Consider the following 17,367-nt stretch of genomic DNA (forward strand, 5'->3'; position numbering starts at 1 on the left):
CCATTATTACTATAAACGATTAAACCTGCTTTTATCAACCAATGAATGAAGGCAGGACATGTTCTTTTCACAACAAGTCCTGCCCAAAATAATCTTTTCATCTTATATTCATTTTTACGCACATTGAAAACCTGTTTTTCCAATGTTATAAAGCGACGGGACCTTTCTCGAACATTTGCGGAATCTCTGTAGCCGGTACAGGATCACTAAAATAATATCCCTGTAGCTCGTCACAACCGACGGAGCGCAAAAATTCGACCTGTTCAAGGGAGCCTACACCTTCGGCAGCAATTTTCATATGCAAGCTATGAGCCAAGGCAGAAAAACCTTGAATCAATTCCCGGTGATGATGATTAGAGACTAGGTCACAAACGAAGGAAGGATCGATCTTCAATGTACTCACAGGGAGGCTTTGCAAGAGAGGAATCCGCGAACAGTTCTTTCCGAACTGCTCAATGACGATATTAACTCCGGCAGACTTTAACTGGTTCAGAACCGTCAGGGCCGATTCTTCATACTGCAGAACCATTTCTTCCCCAATCTCCAATTCCACCAAATTGGGTGGAATTCTCGTGGCCTCTAAGACATCTTTGACCATCGAGTCTAATTGGGTGTACTGTATCTGTCTCCCACACAAGTTGATCGCCAGTTTAACAGGGCTGTTCCCCTCATCCAGCCAAGATCTCAGCTGTTCACAAGCCGTGCGCAAGCACCATTCCCCAATGGGAACGATCAAGCCAGAATCTTCAGCTAAACGTAAAAACTCAGTGGGAGAGACGATACCGATGTCGGGATGCTGCCACCGGATCAACGCCTCGACAGCAACCGGCACATGGCTGTGAGCATCCACTTTTGGCTGATAATAAAGGACAAATTCATTTTGTTCCAAAGCATGACGGAGGCGGTTTTCCATAGCCAGACGCTCAAAAGCCCAGGCATTGAGAGCTGGTGTATACAGTTGATAATTGTTTCTGCCTTGTTCCTTCGCCCGGTACATGGCCGCGTCGGCATTCTTCATCAAGCTGTCTGCTTCTTCCCCATCGGTCGGAAAAACAGCAATCCCGATGCTGGTGGTCGTGCAGAACTGCTGTCCCGAGAAGAGCCAGGGCTGACGGAGAGATGATAATATTTTTTGGGCCACTTTCGCCGCGTCCTCTACGTTCCCGATCTGAGGCAGCAAGACGGTGAATTCATCACCGCCCAAACGAGCGACCGTATCGCTTTCGCGGACTGAATTGCGCAATCTCCGGGCTACCCCTTGAAGGAGTTGATCACCGACGGCGTGCCCAAAAGTATCATTGATCACCTTAAAACGGTCTAAATCCAAAAACAAAACCGCTAACATGTGATGGTTTCGTCCTGCATGGGCAAGGGCCTGCGTGAGCCGGTCAATAAAAAGCAATCGGTTCGGCAGATCGGTCAAAGCGTCGTGGTAGGCTTGATGTTTGATTAAATCCTGAGCTTGTTTATGCTCGGTGATATCGCTAAATACGGCTGCATAATGGGTTGCCCGTCCCAAATCATCGCAAATGGCACTGATCGTCAGCCAGGCGGCATATAGCTCGCCGTTTTTCCTCCGATTCCAGATCTCGCCCTGCCACCGGCCTGTTTTTAATAGCGAAGACCATAATTGTTTATAAAACTCAGGATTATGGCGACCTGATTGGAAGATGTTCGGTTTCTTTCCGTTCACTTCTTCGAAACTGTATCCGGTAGAAATGGTAAAGGCAGGGTTTACCGATTGAATGTATCCCTCTTGATCGGTCACCAAGATCCCTTCCGTAGTGTTTTCAAAGACGTTGGAGGCCAACCTCAGCTGTTCCTCCACCTTTTTTCGCTCGCTGATATCCTGAAAAACAGCTACGGCGCCGCTAATTTTATCGTTGACCATCAGCGGTGTCGAAACCAGGGAGACGGGAAAGACGGCACCGTCTTTGCGGGTGAAGTAATCCTCATCGCTGCGATAGGTGTTTCCTGAGCGGGTCGTTTTCAAGATAGGGCAGTCTTCCGCTTCGATGGCGCTACCGTCGATATGTTTACGGTAGATGATATCATGGATGTATTTTCCGGAAAGTTCCTGAAGGGTCCACCCGAGAATTCTTTCTCCTTCCGGATTCAGAAAGGTCAGGCCACCTTCCGCGTCAATCACATACAACCCTTCTCCAAGGGCAGATGCGATAGCTCTTAGTTGAGTTTCTCGAGCCATAAGCTCTTGTTCCATCCGTTGAGCTTCGATCAAACGCCGAACACGCTGGCGGAGGACGGCCCAGTGAATCGGTTTGGTGATGTAATCGATAGCCCCTGCCTGAAAAGCCTGTTCAACAGAACTGTCATCATCCAGCCCGGTGATCATCAGTACGGGGACTTTACCGCCTGGTTGGTCTTGAAGATGGGCCAAAGCCGTAAAACCGTCCATCTCAGGCATGACCACATCCATGAGGACCAATTCCGGTCGGTATTGTTCGTAGACAAGCAATGCTTCTTTGCCGTCTCCCGCCTCAATGACAGAATAACCATCCCGCTCCAAGGCACGCCTCAAAACGAGTCTCATGGCCCGATCGTCGTCAGCCACAAGGATGAGCGGACGATTGGTTTGGTTTTTGTTATTCCCCATACGTTTCCTTTCGTGTAAGACGCAAATGTAAACACGAACTCCGTTTATGGCTTACTTACATTATCTAAGCGACTCAGCAACCCTGTCAAGGACATGAGGAAGAAATGGTGAAATATTGATTACTCTTTAAACAATAAAAAGCCGGGGAACTATCCCCGGCCTGTAAAAACGAATATATGTGCTGATTAGATGTGCTTTTCCAACAGTTTCACTAACTCAGCCTTGTTCTTGTAACCAATGGCTTTGTCAACAACCTGTCCATTCTTAAAGACCATCAGCGTAGGAATGGACATGATGCCGTATTCGGCAGCGATCTGGCGGTTTTCATCGACATTTAGCTTGCCTACAGCAGCTTTACCAGCCATTTCAGCAGCTACTTCTTCGACGATAGGGGCAATCATTTTGCAAGGACCGCACCAGGCTGCCCAGAAGTCAACGAGAACAGGTTTTTCTGATTCAAGTACGGAAGACCGGAAGTTTTCATCACTGAGGACCAATACGTTTTCACTCGCCATCGAATTCCATCTCCTTTTGAAACTTCACTCACCTATTTGGTGAATTTCGCAAGAACATCAACCAATTCTTCCAGAGCTTTTTCCTGGTCACTAGAAAGGGGGACATTCTGCAGACATTTGCGACTATGGTTCATTATGATCAGCGTACCTACACGATTAATAGCTGCTTTTGCCGCCGCGACTTGGACGAGCAAATCTAAGCAGGCCTTGTCATCAGCGATCATCTTCTGGATGCCTTTAATCTGGCCTTCAATTTTCTTGAGACGCCGGATTAAGGCTTCTTTCGAATGCGTGCAGTCCAGCATCACCACCCCCAGTCTAGATACCCATACCGGGTATGCAACTTAATTATAGCGGGGTATGTGCCGGTTGTCAACGGACGGTAGCAATGGATACATTAATCTTGTCGTTCCTTGTCTAGAATATCTCTAACAACGACAGAAGCTAGGATGAGGCCGGCCACCGATGGTACAAAAGAGATGCTTCCCGGGATTTGACGTTTTTTCAGGCATGTGGCGCCGAACTCTGTATCTGGATTGGGGCAAACACAGTTTTCAGCACAAGCCACCTCACCTTGCGGGGGTAAGGGGGGTTCGGTGGAATAGACGACTTTAAGCTTATCGATTCCCAAACGGCGCAATTCCTTGCGCATCACCTTGGCAAGGGGGTCCATCGATGTTTTAAAAATGTCGGCAACTGATAAACGAGTCGGATCGAGTTTATTCCCCGCTCCTAATGCACTTACTACAGGCACGTTGACCGCCTTGGCTTTTTGGATAATGGTCAACTTGCCTTTGACCGTGTCGATGGCGTCAACGACGTAATCCAGGTCCGGTGTGATAATCTCTTCCCCTTCTTCGACCCCGTAAAAGCGGCGGTAACAGTCAATTCGAGCTTTCGGGTTGATGTCCCGTACCCTCGCCGCCATAACTTCCACCTTTACTTCGCCCACGGTCGAGTGGAGAGCGTGAATCTGCCGGTTTATGTTGGTCAAACAAATGTCATCGTGATCGATGAGCACCAGATGACCAATGCCGCAGCGGGCCAAAGCTTCCACGGTATAAGAACCGACACCGCCAATGCCAAAGACGGCAACCTTGGCATTGGCTAGCGCTTGAATTCCGCTTTCGCCGATGAGTAGCTCAGTTCGAGAAAAGACGTGCTGTTTCACGGTTTATCCTTATTTCTTCCCTGCTAGTTTCGCAGGGAGATCCAACTTGATGTGCAGTTCCTTCAGTTGTTTCGGGGAAACTGTATTTGGCGCTCCAACCATAAGATCCGATGCGGACTGGGTTTTGGGGAATGCGATGACGTCACGGATCGTGTCACGACCCATCATGAGCATGATCATCCGGTCAAGTCCAAAAGCGATGCCGCCATGGGGTGGTGTGCCGTATTCAAAAGCTTCCAGCAGATAACCGAATTTCTGGTTGGCTTCTTCCTGACTGAATCCGAGAAGCGAAAACATCTTCTCTTGAATATCCCGATGATAAATTCGCAGGGATCCACCTCCTAATTCTACCCCGTTTAGGACCAAATCATAAGCTTTGGCCCGGACTTTCGACGGATCGCTGTCCAGCAGCGGCAGGTCTTCGTCTTTCGGCGAGGTAAATGGATGGTGAATGGCTACATAGCGCTTCTCTTCCGCATCATATTCAAGCAGCGGGAAGTCTACGACCCATGCAAATTCGAGTTTTTCCGGGTCGATGAGGTTCAGACGGCGTCCTAGTTCCAAACGCAAGTTGCCCAGTGCAGCGGCAACGACGGAGGGCTTGTCTGCCACGAACATAAGCAAGTCGCCTGTTTCCGCTTGCATCGTTTGCAACAAAGCGGCAAACTGTTCTTCCGTAAAGAACTTTGAGATGGGCGATTTAGGACCTTCCGGTGTCATCTGAATATAGGCTAATCCTTTGGCACCGTAGATGGCCGTCAGTTTTGTCAATTCGTCAATTTCTTTCCGGGAGAAGTGGGCGCAGCCTTTGGCGTTAATCCCTTTGATTTGGCCGCCGCCTTTGGCCACGGCAGCAAATACTTTGAACTCTACATCCTTTACGACGTCAGTGACATCGGTCAACTCGAGGCCAAAGCGCAGATCCGGTTTGTCCGAACCATAGCGTCCCATTGCTTCGCTGTAGGGAATGCGGCGGAAGGAAGCAGGAATCTCTTTGCCCAGCGCTTCTTTGAAGATAAAGGAGACCATTTTCTCCATTAGCGACAGGATGTCATCCATTTCGACAAAGGACATTTCGATATCTAGTTGGGTAAATTCCGGTTGACGATCGGCCCGCAGATCTTCGTCACGGAAGCAGCGGACGATCTGGAAGTACCGCTCCATGCCGGAGACCATCAAAATCTGCTTATAAATTTGGGGCGATTGAGGCAGGGCAAAAAATTCTCCCGGATGCACCCGGCTGGGAACGAGGAAATCGCGGGCGCCTTCAGGGGTGGAGTTGATCAACATCGGTGTTTCAATTTCTAAAAAACCGTTGCGATCCAGGAAATCGCGCATGGCTTTGGCCGTCTTATGGCGGACGATGAGATTGCGCTGCATTTCCGGCCGGCGCAGGTCTAAATAGCGGTATTTAAGACGGACCATCTCATCGACATCGACGTCATCTTCGATGTAGAATGGCGGTGTTTTGGCCGAGTTTAAGATCAGCAGTTGGCGAGCATAGACCTCGACTTCACCAGTCGGAAGGTTGGCGTTGATCGTACCTTCCGGGCGGGCTTTTACATCGCCGGTGACAGCGAGGACATATTCGTTGCGGACACTTTCCGCTTTTTTGAAGGCTTCTTGTCCCACTTCAGGGCTGAAGACGACCTGAACGAGTCCGGAACGGTCCCGAAGGTCAACAAAAATCAGCCCGCCATGGTCTCGGCGGCGCTGGACCCAGCCCATGAGGGTTACTTGAGATCCTGTGTTTTCTTTACGCAATTCCCCACACGGGTGGGAACGTTTCATTCCTAACATCATATCAGCCATGGTGTGGTTACTTCGTCCTTTCTTTCTTTGGCAGTCTTAATGGTCATTCAAAAAGATATTTTATCGTAATAATACCAGAAAAAAAGAAATTTTGCTAAGGCGGGGGAGTGTATTGACTTCATTCGCTAAGGGTTTCGCGGCTGTTCGCTTGGTTGCTTCGCGGACGGGCCAAACCTCTGGGTTTTTCTGCATGTAAACCGTTGTAAATACAATAAAATTGTCATTGTCTGATAGAAATTATTAGTTTCTGCTTAAAAAAGCCCGGAAAGAATTTCTGGAGCTTCCTCAAGCGGAATCTCTCTCTGCTCTCCCGTTCCCATCGTCCGAACGGTGATGACGCCCCGTTCCACTTCACCTTGACCGACGATGACGACGTAGGGAGCGTGGAAGCGGTCAGCTGTTTTCATCTGTGCTTTCAGGGAGCGTTCGAGGTAGTCCAGTTCGACAGAAAGGCCTTTTTTGCGCAAGGTCTGAGCGAGTCCGAAAGCGACGGGAGCTGTTCCTTCACCAGCCATGGCGATGAAGATGTTCCGCAGTTCCCGGCTGTCACTCTCCAAGAGGCCTTGGTTTTCCATGGTAAGCAGTACCCGCTCGAGGCCAAGGCCGAAGCCGATGCCTGGGACAGAGGGGCCGCCGAGGGTTTCGACTAGGTTATCGTAACGGCCGCCGCCACCGATGGAGGACTGGGCGCCGATGTCGGTGGAGACGATTTCGAAAGCGGTTTTGTTATAGTAATCAAGGCCGCGAACGAGCCGGTCATCCAAGGTGTATTCCACACCGGCTGCTTCCAACAGTTCTTTGACGGAAGCGAAGTGGTCGGCACATTCGTCACAAAGGTATCCGACCGTCGTCGGGGCTCCCTGAGAGAGTTCCTGACAGCGTTCGTTTTTGCAGTCGAGGACCCGCATAGGATTCCGGTCCAACCGCTTCTGGCAGTCGCCGCAGAGTTCGCTCGCTCTTGGCTGCAAAAATTCCTGCAGTGCTTGGCGATGTCCGGGGCGGCACTTGGGGCAGCCAATGGAGTTAAGCAGAAGCTGCAGATTTTTTAGCCCCAGCCGTTGGTAGAAGTCCATGGCCATAGCGATAACTTCCGCATCGACGCGGGGGCTTGCTGAGCCAAAGACTTCGATGCCAAACTGGTGAAACTGCCGCAGACGTCCCGCTTGGGGACGGCCAAAGCGAAACATGGGGCCAATGTAGTAGACTTTTACCGGTAAGGGACCGGCATAGAGTTTATGTTCGAGTAGGGCCCGGACAGTTGGTGCTGTGCCTTCCGGGCGCAGCGTCAAGTCGCGTCCGCCCCGGTCCTGAAAATCATAGGTCTCTTTCTGGACGATGTCGGTCGTTTCACCGACACCGCGATGGAAGACCTCACTGTGTTCGAAAATAGGGGACCGGATCTCCTCATAACCATATTCCCGGCAAATCTGGCGAATGGTTCCCTCAATCATCTGCCAATGGCGGGACTGCCCGGGAAGAATATCTTTTGTCCCGCGCGGAGCGCTGGTCAGCATGTCTTTCCCTCCAGTTGTTCTGTTTTGCGCCGGATGATCTCCTGTATGCGCTCTACATAGTTCATCGGATCTTTCGGATTATGCCATGAATCCAACATGACGGCATCGTCGGGGCGGATGATTTTCGTCGCCGCGCCTGCACCGATACCCCAGATGGTTTGGCGTTCTTCCATGACTTGAATATTGTAAATGCACTCCTTTCCAGGTAGTGCATAGCCCACATTCTCCATATTGGCCAAAATGCGTTTTTGCCGGTACATATAGTAGGGAACCAACCCCAGATTCCGGGCAGCTTTCTTCGTCACTTCGAGCATGGAGGCTACCTCTTCCTCCGGCGGCAGCGCCCACTGGTCTTTTTCCGCCGTTAGACGAGATGCCCGTTTGAGAGCCATCGTGTGTACTGTCACGTTCTCCGGCTGTAAGACGGCGATTCTTTCCATCGTTTCGTTTACCGTCGCCGCCGTCTCTCCCGGCAGTCCGATGATCACGTCCATATTGATGATGGGAAATCCCATCTTTTTGGCCAGGGCAACAGTCTTTTCGACCTCTTCCGGACGATGACAGCGGCCAATCCGTTCTAAGGTGGACGCATTCATCGACTGTGGATTGATGCTTAAGCGGTTAACTCCGTGGGCATTCATAGCTTCTAACTTCGCCGGATCGAGGGTATCGGGCCTTCCCGCCTCGACAGTAAATTCAACAGTCTCAGGGCCGCAAAGGTACTCCTGTACGTGTTGGAGGAGCCCTTTTAGCATCTCAAGATTCAACGATGTAGGCGTACCACCGCCCACATAGATATGCTCCACCTGTTGACCTGCCTTCACCAAAGCCTTGCCTACTTGTTCCACTTCCAAGAGCAGCGACGACCAAAAAGGCTCCACCCATTTTTTATACTTTTTCAGTTCATAGCCGGGAAAGGAACAATAGAGGCACCGGGTCGGACAAAAAGGGACGCCGATATAGACCCCTACTTTATTCCGGTCTTTAGGTCTATGATAAAAAAAAGGCCGCTGCCTCTGGGCGATGTCGATCAGTAGGCTCGTCTTCTCGGGATGAACCGCATAGTCCCGAGTGAGTTCATCGGCGATGTTATCTGATGGAATACCCTTGTCCAACCGTCGGTGAACGATTTTCGTCGGCCGCACGCCCGTGAGAATTCCCCATTGGTTAGTCAACTTACCGGTATAGTCTTCTAAAGCCCGGAGCAAAGCCAGTTTCGATACCCGCCGCCGATCGTTCTCTTCTTCTTCAGGAACTGTTGAAGAGAGGCTGGCCTTTCCCCGACCCGCTTTACCGTCCATCCAAAAGGTGGCTTCAATCACCGTTCCAGATGGTTCGCTGCTATCTTCAAAGACTAACCATGCCGTCGATTCACCGGTCTCCAGCTTATTTGTAACGAAAGAGCCATCAATGGGGCTATCGCCATCGGAATTGTTTTCAAAGGCCTTTATCAGCCTTAGCTCTTTCGGGTCTAACTCGTGCTCGCAAATCTTTGCCTCAGGAAAAAAAAGCCACAGAACCTCTTGCAAGGTCACCCCAAATCCCTGGGCTCTCCCCCGCAAGTGGACGTTCATCGAAGACACTCCCTTTCTTCTGGTAGCCTTTTATGTCAAAAATGGATTGCTGCGCTTCTCCTCACCAATGGTCGACGTAGGACCGTGACCGGAATAGACCACCGTGGGCTCCGGAAGATTGAGCAATTTTGTGTTTATGGACCTGATGATCTCCTCAAAGGAGCCGCCAGGGAAATCAGTCCGGCCTATCGATCCGGCAAACAATGTATCGCCTGTAAAAACGACTCCGTCCCCTTTCAGACAGATACCACCGACCGTATGTCCAGGCGTATGGAGCACTTCGAGTCGTATGGTGCTACCGATTTCGATGATATCGCCTTCCTGCAAAAGGCGGTCTGGAGGTGGGCTGCTGATGGGAACACCGATATAGAGGGATAGATTCTTCCCGGCTTCGGCCAACTTAGGGGCATCTTTTTCATGGCACATCAAGGGAGCACCGGTTGCTTCCTTCAGAAACCGGTTAGCGCCGATATGGTCACCATGACCGTGGGTATTGATGATGGCGACCACTTTCGCCTTTTCTTCGTTAACCCGGTTGAGGATTCGTTCTCCCTCGTCGCCGGGGTCGATGATCGCTGCCTCTTTCGTCTCTTCACAGATGACTAGATAACAGTTGGCCCCCAACATACCCGTTTCCATGGAACGAATGATCACGTTTCGCTGCCCCTTCCTTCCACCCACATGGTGACGGGTCCGTCATTGATGATTTCTACGACCATATGAGCTTGAAACTGACCGGTAGCGACCGGTACCTTTAATGTGCGAAGATGGTTCACCACTTCATCGACCCGTTCCCGAGCCACTTCAGGCGGTGCGGCCGTAGTAAAGCTAGGGCGCCGCCCCTTCCGGCAATCGCCGTATAAGGTGAACTGACTAACCACCAGCACTTCCCCGGCCCTATCGATAACAGAACGATTCATTTTTCCCTGATCGTCTTCAAAAATGCGCAGGTAGGCAATCTTGTCGGCAATATAGAGGGCGTCCTCGCGAGTATCGCCATGACCTACGCCGACAAGCACAACGAGTCCAGGACCGATCGCCCCGACCTCTTGTCCCTCAACGGTTACCCTGCCTCGCAGCACACGCTGAATCAGTGCCCGCATGGTACTCTCCCTATCCTAATAAGGATTCCTTATCTGGTTTGGTGTTGGGCGTCAAGCGGCGAACCTCAAGCACGTCGCGCACCTTGCTGATTTTCTCCATAATAAAGCGCAAATGACCCATATCTCGAATTTCAACGACCATGTTGATCTGGGCCATCTTGTTTTTGGTTGCCCGGGAATAGATGGAATTGATCGATGTCTTCGTATCGGTCACAGCGATCATCACATCGGTCGTGAGCCCAACACGATCAAGAGAAATGACTTCCAACTCCACTTGATAGGTCGCATTCGATTGTGTGTCCCAAGCGACTTCGACCATCCGCTCTTTTTCTTCCGTGGACATATGGACGATGTTCACACAGTCGCTTCGATGGATCGATACACCTCGACCTTTGGTGATGTAGCCGAGAATATCGTCTCCAGGTAAGGGGTTGCAGCAGCGAGAAAAGCGGATCAGCACATTGTCGACGCCACGAACTCGGACACCTTGCGACGGTTTTCCAAAGCCGGAAAAGGGTTTGACCTCTGGCGGAACCGCAGCTTCTTCCTCGAACTTTTTTTCCTTTTTCAGTTCTTCCTTCAACCGGGAGATAATCTGGTTGTTCGTCAATGTACCGTCGCCGAGAGCGAAATAGACATCATCGACAGTTTGGAAATTAAAGCGCTTAGAGATTTCCATCAACCGGTCTGTCTTGAGAACTTCCGACGGTTCTAAGTTGAGTTTTTTCAACTCCCGCTCTAAGCTCTCTTTTCCCCGGTCGACGAACTCTTCCCGTTTCTCTTTCTTAAACCATTGGCGGATACGGTTCCGGGCGTTGGACGTTTTAACCACGTTCAGCCAGTCTCTCGAAGGACCAGGCGTTGACTTGGTTAAAATTTCGATAATTTCACCGTTCGACAGTTTATAGTCTATAGGAACAATCCGGCCGTTCACCTTGGCTCCCATACAGCGGTGACCCACATTAGAGTGAATCCGGTATGCAAAGTCGATCGGTGTAGAGCCGGCAGGAAGTTCGATCACATCCCCCTTGGGGGTAAAGATAAATACGGCATCGGAGAAAAACTCTATCTTTAGAGACTCCATAAAAGTTTGCGTGTCTTTTTGTTCGGACTGCCACTCTTGCAACTGCCGGAGCCAGGCCAGCTTTTCTTCAAAGCCTGTTCCCTGGCTTTTGCCGCCCTCTTTATACTTCCAGTGGGCAGCAATTCCGTACTCGGCTGTGCGATGCATCTCAAAGGTACGGATCTGCACTTCGAAAGGCTCACCCATCGGTCCGACGAGGGTCGTATGGAGGGACTGGTACATGTTCGTCTTCGGTGTAGCGATGTAATCTTTAAACCGCATAGGGATCGGCTTCCAGATCGTATGGATGATGCCTAATGCGCCATAGCAATCCTTTACCGAGTCGACCAACACACGGACGGCGATCAGGTCATAAATCTCAGAAAGGTCTTTTTTCTGGTTTGTCATCTTGCGATAGATGGAATAGAAATGCTTCGGCCGTCCTGATATGTCCGCTTTGACTCCGACCGCTTCGAGCTTTTCACTCAGTTCCTGGATGATATCGTTGATGCGTTCCTCTCGCTCGGCCCGCTTGGTGGCGATGCGCTGGACCAGATCATAGTAAGTCTCCGGTTCAAGATAACGCAGGGACAGATCTTCCAGTTCCCACTTGATTCGGGAAATCCCCAGACGGTTGGCTAAAGGAGCAAAAAGTTCAATCGTCTCTTCGGCGATTTCCCGCTGTTTTTCGGGCTTTTGATGACGGAGAGTCCGCATATTGTGCAGCCGGTCCGCCAGTTTGATTAAGATGACACGGATATCCTTCGCCATCGCCAGGAACATCTTGCGCAAGCTTTCCACCTGCTGTTCCTGTTTTGACCGAACTTCCAACCGGCTCAGTTTCGTGACTCCGTCGACCAGTAAGGCTACTTCCGGACCAAATTCTTTTTCTAATTCTTCCAATGTGATCGGCGTATCCTCGACCACATCATGGAGCAAACCGGCGGCGATCGTCGCCATGTCCAGCTCTAGATCAGCCAATATAAAGGCAACCGCCAAGGGATGGTAGATGTAGGGCTCCCCGGACTTGCGCAACTGACCGGTATGGGCGACATCGGCATATTGAAAGGCCCGGCGGACGAATTCCAGATCGGACTCCGCCTGTGTGTAACTTTGAACTCGTTTTAAAAGTTGTCCCAAGGTAACCTGCATCTTGTCACCTCCCTAAAAAGGCTACTTAAACTCTCTGATAAATGATGTAAAGGCAAGTAAACTCCCCGATTGGTCACGTAGCAAGTATTAATCATTGTACCATAATTTTCTAAGGGGTATACTTTTTTCATCGATTTGTTTCACAGGATTTTTCCGAATCTGGATTAAGAAAACCCCCGGAAAACTCGGGGGTTATCGGTTCCCTCGATTATTGCCAAGTTTGCATTCACCACACCGTTCGTTACAGGGCTCCTGGTGAATCAGGATAGAACTTTTTGGATAAAGTTCTTGTATATCCTTCTCCACTGTATCTGAGATCTCATGAGTCTCCTCTACCGACTGTCGTTTGCAAAAGACCATATGCATATCGATATGCCGTTCTGCCCCAGAACGGCGCGTCCGCACTTCGTGCACATTTACATATTTAGCAGCATGCCGTTCGATTCGTTCTTGAATTTGCTCCTCTTCTTCTTCAGGAAGCCGTGAATCGAGCAAAGGCAGAAAAGCCTGATGCAGCAGATCCCAGGAAGCCTTCATGATGAGTAAGGCCACACCGATGGCGACCAAGGGATCGACGAGCCACCAGCCAGTAACCTTCAGCAACAGTAACCCACCGAGGACGCCTAAAGAGGTATAGACATCGGTTCGCAGATGCATCGCATCGGCTTCTAAAGCTACCGACTCAGTCTTCTTCGCCACAGTCATCAAACGAGAGGAAACAAAATAGTTCACCCCTGCTGATAGGGCCATGATCACAGCACCCCAGCTCACCTCGGGTGCTTCACCGCCTACTTGCAGCTTATGAACGGCCTCCCAAATGATCCATAGGGCAGCGATAAAAATCAACAGAGCCTCAATGGTTCCTGCCACATTTTCAATTTTTCCATGGCCAAAATGATGGCTCTCATCGGCCGGTTTACTCGCTTCCCGCACACTAAAATACGCAATCAACGCAGCCATCAAGTCCAGTCCCGAATGGATCCCTTCGGAGATCACGCTGACAGAACCGATCAGCCAGCCGATTGCCACTTTGCCGATGACGAGTACCGTGTTGGAAGCCACCGATAATCTCGCCACCTGCAGCCGTTCATCCACTACCTAGTACCCCTTTTCAGATTCATGTCATTACCCATTGTAGCATATTCACTAAAAATGAAAAGCACTCCAGTTTCCTGGAGTGCCCACATTCTCGTCAAGCCACTCTGACCATTTAGGCCGTTTTGGCTCTATTTTTGCTCCGTTGAGCCTTCTCCAATTGTTTGAAGTCAAACCACAGGGGGCTGGCATTGAAGATAGACGAATAGGCACCGGAGACGACACCGACCAACATGGCCAGAGTAAATACCTTTGTGGTCTCTCCGCCCCAGAACAACAGCGCCACCAATACGAAGACGACTTGCAGCACCGTATTGATAGAACGAGTCATCGTCTCTAAAACAGAACGGTTGACGAGCGACTCCAAATCTTCCGTCCGTTTTTTCCGATTCAGGTTCTCCCGAATCCGGTCAAAGATGACGATCGTATCGTTGATGGAGTAACCGACGACAGTCAGCACAGCTGCGACAAAAGAGCTGTCCACTTCGATCTGAAAGATCGAGAAGATCCCTACGACGACAAAGACGTCGTGCATCAATGCTAAAATCGCGGCGATAGCAAATTTGAACTCAAATCGAACGGTAATATAGCCGATAATCAGCACGCTGGCGATAGCCAGGGCCAGTAGAGCCTTTTGCGCTAGTTCCTTCCCGATGACCGGTCCCACGATTTCATCCCGTTGGACTGTTAAGTTTCCCACTTGGGATTTGATATCGTTAACAAGTTTACTCCGTTCACCTTCGTCCATCGGTTTCGTCCGGATGAATACGTTGTTTCCATCGGAAAGCTGAATCGTCGAACTGCCCAAGTGGGACTGGTCTAAGACGTTACGAACCTGTTCAACAGTAACCGTATTTTCAAACTGAAATTGCAACAAGGAACCACCGGTAAAATCAATCCCCAGATTAAGACCGCGCAGGAGCAGGGAGATAATGCCCGGGATGATGATGAGCAATGAAATGGCATACCAGATCTTTCGGCGTCCGATGATGTTCATGTCCGGGTTTCCCTCCTTTAGGCTCCATACAGCTTATTGTTTTTGATCAGACCGCTGCCGACCATGGACCGTAATAACCAGCGGGTAAAGGTGATGGCCGTAAACATACTAGCCACAATACCGATACCGAGCGTGACAGCAAATCCTCGAATCGGACCGGTACCCAAGTAATAAAGAACAGCGACAGCGATGAAAGTGGTCACGTTCGAGTCCAAAATCGTCGTGAAGGCTCGCTTAAATCCTTCTTCAATAGCTGTGCGTAAGGTCTTGCCGGCACGGAGTTCTTCCTTTAAGCGCTCGTAAATGATGACGTTCGCGTCCACGGCCACACCGATGGACAATAAGAATCCAGCGATGCCTGGCAGAGTCAATGTGGCATGCAACATGGCCATAGCGCCTAATACGATGATAGAATACAAGATGAGGGATACGATCGCCACAATGCCTGGGGCTCGATAATAGAGGAACATGAATGCAAAGATGAGTCCAACACCGACCATAGCAGCCATTTGGCTCTTAGACAGGCTGTCCGCCCCCAATGTCGGACCAACGGTGCGTTTCTCGACCATTTCCATTTTGACCGGCAGTGCGCCTGAGTTCAGCAACAGGGCCATCCGATGGGCCTCATCGAGGGAGGCATATCCGGTGATCTGAGCTTGACCGGTCGTAATCGCTTCATTTACCTTCGGATTTTGTAACATATCATTGTCAAGGTAGATGCCGATCTGTTTGCCCACGTTAGCACGAGTAACATCGGCAAACTTCTTAGCCCCTTCCGAAGTCAGCGTCAGCGATACGATAGGCTGATTGTTTCTCGAGTCCATGCCTTCTTTGGCTTCTTTCAGATCGGTCCCTTCGACGACCACTTTTCCGTCAGCCGTGCGAAAAGTCAAGACCGCCGTTTTACCGATCAGTTCAATCGCTTTATCGGGGTCTGAGATGCCAGGGAGTTCGATAATCAACCGGTTGTCGCCTTCCACCTGGATAATCGGTTCTGCAACTCCTAAGCCGTTTACCCGCTGTTCCATGATGGCTTGAACCTGCTTCATATCATCTCGAGTCACTTTATGGTCCGGAGTATCTACTCCCTGCAGGACCACATGAAGACCGCCCTGCAAGTCCAACCCCAGTTTCATGTTCTTTTGAATCGGGGTGAAACTGAGAGCGGCAGCAATGGCCACGACCAAAATCAGGGCCACCAATTGGAGCGTTTTGCGTGCATTCATAGTGCCCGCTGCCTCCTTGCTATTTTTACACTATTCACGGACGAGTGTATCCCCTTAACAGGGAATATGACACAAATTGAATTATACTCCCCGGTCATAAAGCTTGTCAAACAGGAAGATTTGGATTGAATATATTAACTATAAAAATCGTGCACCGTTAATTATTAAGTGGAATTGGCAATCAAGGAAAGATGCAGCCCGGCGGCACATGACCATTCGAGGGAGAAAGATCTCGAAGTAATCGATGAGCGGACTGATTTGTAAGTCTGTTTTCAATTCTAAGGTGATATTGCGGCCTTCTAAATTCACGGAAGATTCTCGTACAGCGTAGTTGACCCGGTCATGAATATCAAAAGAAGCATGTTCTTTATTGCGTACACGCTTAAAGTGAACATCACACTTGTCCGCTAAAATCAAGGCGGCAGCCGGGATGTTGATCACTTGTCCGACCGATTCGTCATGATTGCCGATAGCGGCGATGACTTCAGCGATCTCTCCAAAGTCCATCCCCATCTCCCGGAGTATACTGCGAGCCAGCAGAGCCCCGATTTGAGCGTGGCTGTCCCGACTGACGGCATTGCCGATATCATGCATAAACCCGGCAATACAAGCCAGTTCTACCTTACGGGGGTCTGCCTGTATATGGGAAAGGATTCGGCCGGCTTGTTGGCTAACCAGTGCCGCATGACGTAAGCCGTGTTCCGTATAACCGAGCACACCGAGGTGTTCATTTCCTTTCTCGATATAGGCCCTCACTTCAGGATTGGCTTTGATGTCTTCAAAAGTGACCGTGATCGACATTATCATCTTCCTTATGCAATGTAATAGGCCATAAAGAAAAATACGGTCGCTGAGGCTTGCTCAGCGACCGGTGATCAAATCAGGAAAGTCCAATTCCATCTGACGGTTTGATCGCATATACTCTGCGATCAGGCGGTCAAGTTCACAGGACTTGCGGTAAATGGCACCACTGGTCAACGTCTTTGCATCAAACCGCCGTGCCAATTTATCCAATTCCTTACGTTTGCGATGAATCCGGCGCAACAAAACCGTGCAATCCAAAATTGCCCCCTCCTTCGACAATAAGACTGCAAATATCTTTTATCTTAGCCAGGTTAGACATGGAATCTTTTCCATATTATTCATTCGACTTATTCCACAAAATTCCTGCCTGCACTGTAAAGAATTTGCAATTTTTTCGTCACAAGGTGGGTTCGTTGTGTTGGCGTTATTCTTTTTCGACGACTCTCAAGATGGCCGATTTGGCATATTCCACTTGAACGCCTTCAGCGACTTGAAGGGTGACGATCTCTGTTCCCACTTCGGTAATGGTTCCGTACATACCTCCGGCTGTAAGGACCCGATCATAGACTTTCAGGTTGTCCAAAAGCTGTTTATGTTCTTTTTGCGCCTTTTTTTGCGGGCGAATAAATAAGAAATAGAAAGCGCCGAAGAGCACCGCCATGTAGATAAGCAATACGCTTGAATCCATAGACAACTATCCTCCTTTCCAAACAACATCTTCCATTGG

16 protein-coding genes are annotated in these 17,367 nt (G+C 50.0%); all 16 read right to left on the minus strand.

Features of this window, described 5'->3' with window-relative positions:
- Positions 1-145: 145 nt before the first annotated feature.
- Positions 146-2,614, minus strand: coding sequence for an EAL domain-containing protein (locus tag H1S01_RS22045; protein ID WP_188041089.1), 2,469 nt, complete (start codon positions 2,612-2,614; stop codon positions 146-148).
- 185 nt (positions 2,615-2,799) lie between these two features.
- The gene (gene trxA / locus H1S01_RS14205) at positions 2,800-3,129 is read right to left on the minus strand and encodes a thioredoxin (protein ID WP_188041090.1); all 330 of its coding nucleotides are present in this window, start codon (positions 3,127-3,129) and stop codon (positions 2,800-2,802) included.
- A gap of 32 nt (positions 3,130-3,161) precedes the next feature.
- A complete protein-coding gene (locus H1S01_RS14210) occupies positions 3,162-3,434 on the minus strand; it encodes a metal-sensitive transcriptional regulator (protein WP_155476817.1) in 273 nt (90 codons plus the stop codon).
- Between the two features lie 92 nt (positions 3,435-3,526).
- Complete coding sequence (locus H1S01_RS14215; RefSeq protein ID WP_188041091.1) at positions 3,527-4,300, minus strand: ThiF family adenylyltransferase; 774 nt, start codon at positions 4,298-4,300, stop codon at positions 3,527-3,529.
- A gap of 9 nt (positions 4,301-4,309) precedes the next feature.
- A complete protein-coding gene (gene aspS, locus H1S01_RS14220; RefSeq protein WP_188041092.1) occupies positions 4,310-6,112 on the minus strand; it encodes an aspartate--tRNA ligase in 1,803 nt (600 codons plus the stop codon).
- A gap of 251 nt (positions 6,113-6,363) precedes the next feature.
- The gene (gene hisS, locus H1S01_RS14225; protein ID WP_188041093.1) at positions 6,364-7,626 is read right to left on the minus strand and encodes a histidine--tRNA ligase; all 1,263 of its coding nucleotides are present in this window, start codon (positions 7,624-7,626) and stop codon (positions 6,364-6,366) included.
- A complete protein-coding gene (hemZ, locus tag H1S01_RS14230; RefSeq protein ID WP_188041094.1) occupies positions 7,620-9,200 on the minus strand; it encodes a coproporphyrinogen dehydrogenase HemZ in 1,581 nt (526 codons plus the stop codon). The genes hisS and hemZ overlap by 7 nt, the downstream gene beginning before the upstream one ends.
- Before the next feature lie 30 nt (positions 9,201-9,230).
- Positions 9,231-9,854, minus strand: a complete 624-nt coding sequence (locus H1S01_RS14235) for an MBL fold metallo-hydrolase (protein WP_188041095.1) — start codon at positions 9,852-9,854, stop codon at positions 9,231-9,233.
- A complete protein-coding gene (gene dtd / locus H1S01_RS14240) occupies positions 9,851-10,303 on the minus strand; it encodes a D-aminoacyl-tRNA deacylase (protein WP_188041096.1) in 453 nt (150 codons plus the stop codon). Before dtd ends, H1S01_RS14235 begins: the two co-directional genes overlap by 4 nt.
- A 10-nt stretch (positions 10,304-10,313) precedes the next feature.
- Entirely contained in the window at positions 10,314-12,518 is a 2,205-nt protein-coding gene (locus H1S01_RS14245; RefSeq protein ID WP_188041097.1) for a RelA/SpoT family protein, read from the minus strand.
- A gap of 192 nt (positions 12,519-12,710) precedes the next feature.
- Positions 12,711-13,613: a cation diffusion facilitator family transporter gene (locus tag H1S01_RS14250; protein WP_188041098.1), complete on the minus strand. Its 903-nt coding sequence runs from the start codon at positions 13,611-13,613 to the stop codon at positions 12,711-12,713.
- Between the two features lie 115 nt (positions 13,614-13,728).
- On the minus strand, positions 13,729-14,610 hold the full coding sequence (gene secF / locus H1S01_RS14255; RefSeq protein ID WP_188041099.1) for a protein translocase subunit SecF: 882 nt from the start codon (positions 14,608-14,610) through the stop codon (positions 13,729-13,731).
- 17 nt (positions 14,611-14,627) lie between these two features.
- Positions 14,628-15,836: a protein translocase subunit SecD gene (secD, locus tag H1S01_RS14260; protein WP_188041100.1), complete on the minus strand. Its 1,209-nt coding sequence runs from the start codon at positions 15,834-15,836 to the stop codon at positions 14,628-14,630.
- A gap of 138 nt (positions 15,837-15,974) precedes the next feature.
- Positions 15,975-16,637: an HD domain-containing protein gene (locus tag H1S01_RS14265; protein ID WP_155476809.1), complete on the minus strand. Its 663-nt coding sequence runs from the start codon at positions 16,635-16,637 to the stop codon at positions 15,975-15,977.
- A gap of 60 nt (positions 16,638-16,697) precedes the next feature.
- Positions 16,698-16,898, minus strand: a complete 201-nt coding sequence (locus H1S01_RS14270) for an aspartyl-phosphate phosphatase Spo0E family protein (RefSeq protein WP_170291926.1) — start codon at positions 16,896-16,898, stop codon at positions 16,698-16,700.
- A gap of 166 nt (positions 16,899-17,064) precedes the next feature.
- Complete coding sequence (gene yajC / locus H1S01_RS14275; protein WP_155476807.1) at positions 17,065-17,328, minus strand: preprotein translocase subunit YajC; 264 nt, start codon at positions 17,326-17,328, stop codon at positions 17,065-17,067.
- Positions 17,329-17,367: the final 39 nt, after the last annotated feature.

The sequence above is a fragment of the Heliobacterium chlorum genome, assembly GCF_014502795.1.
Lineage (GTDB): Bacteria > Bacillota > Desulfitobacteriia > Heliobacteriales > Heliobacteriaceae > Heliobacterium > Heliobacterium chlorum.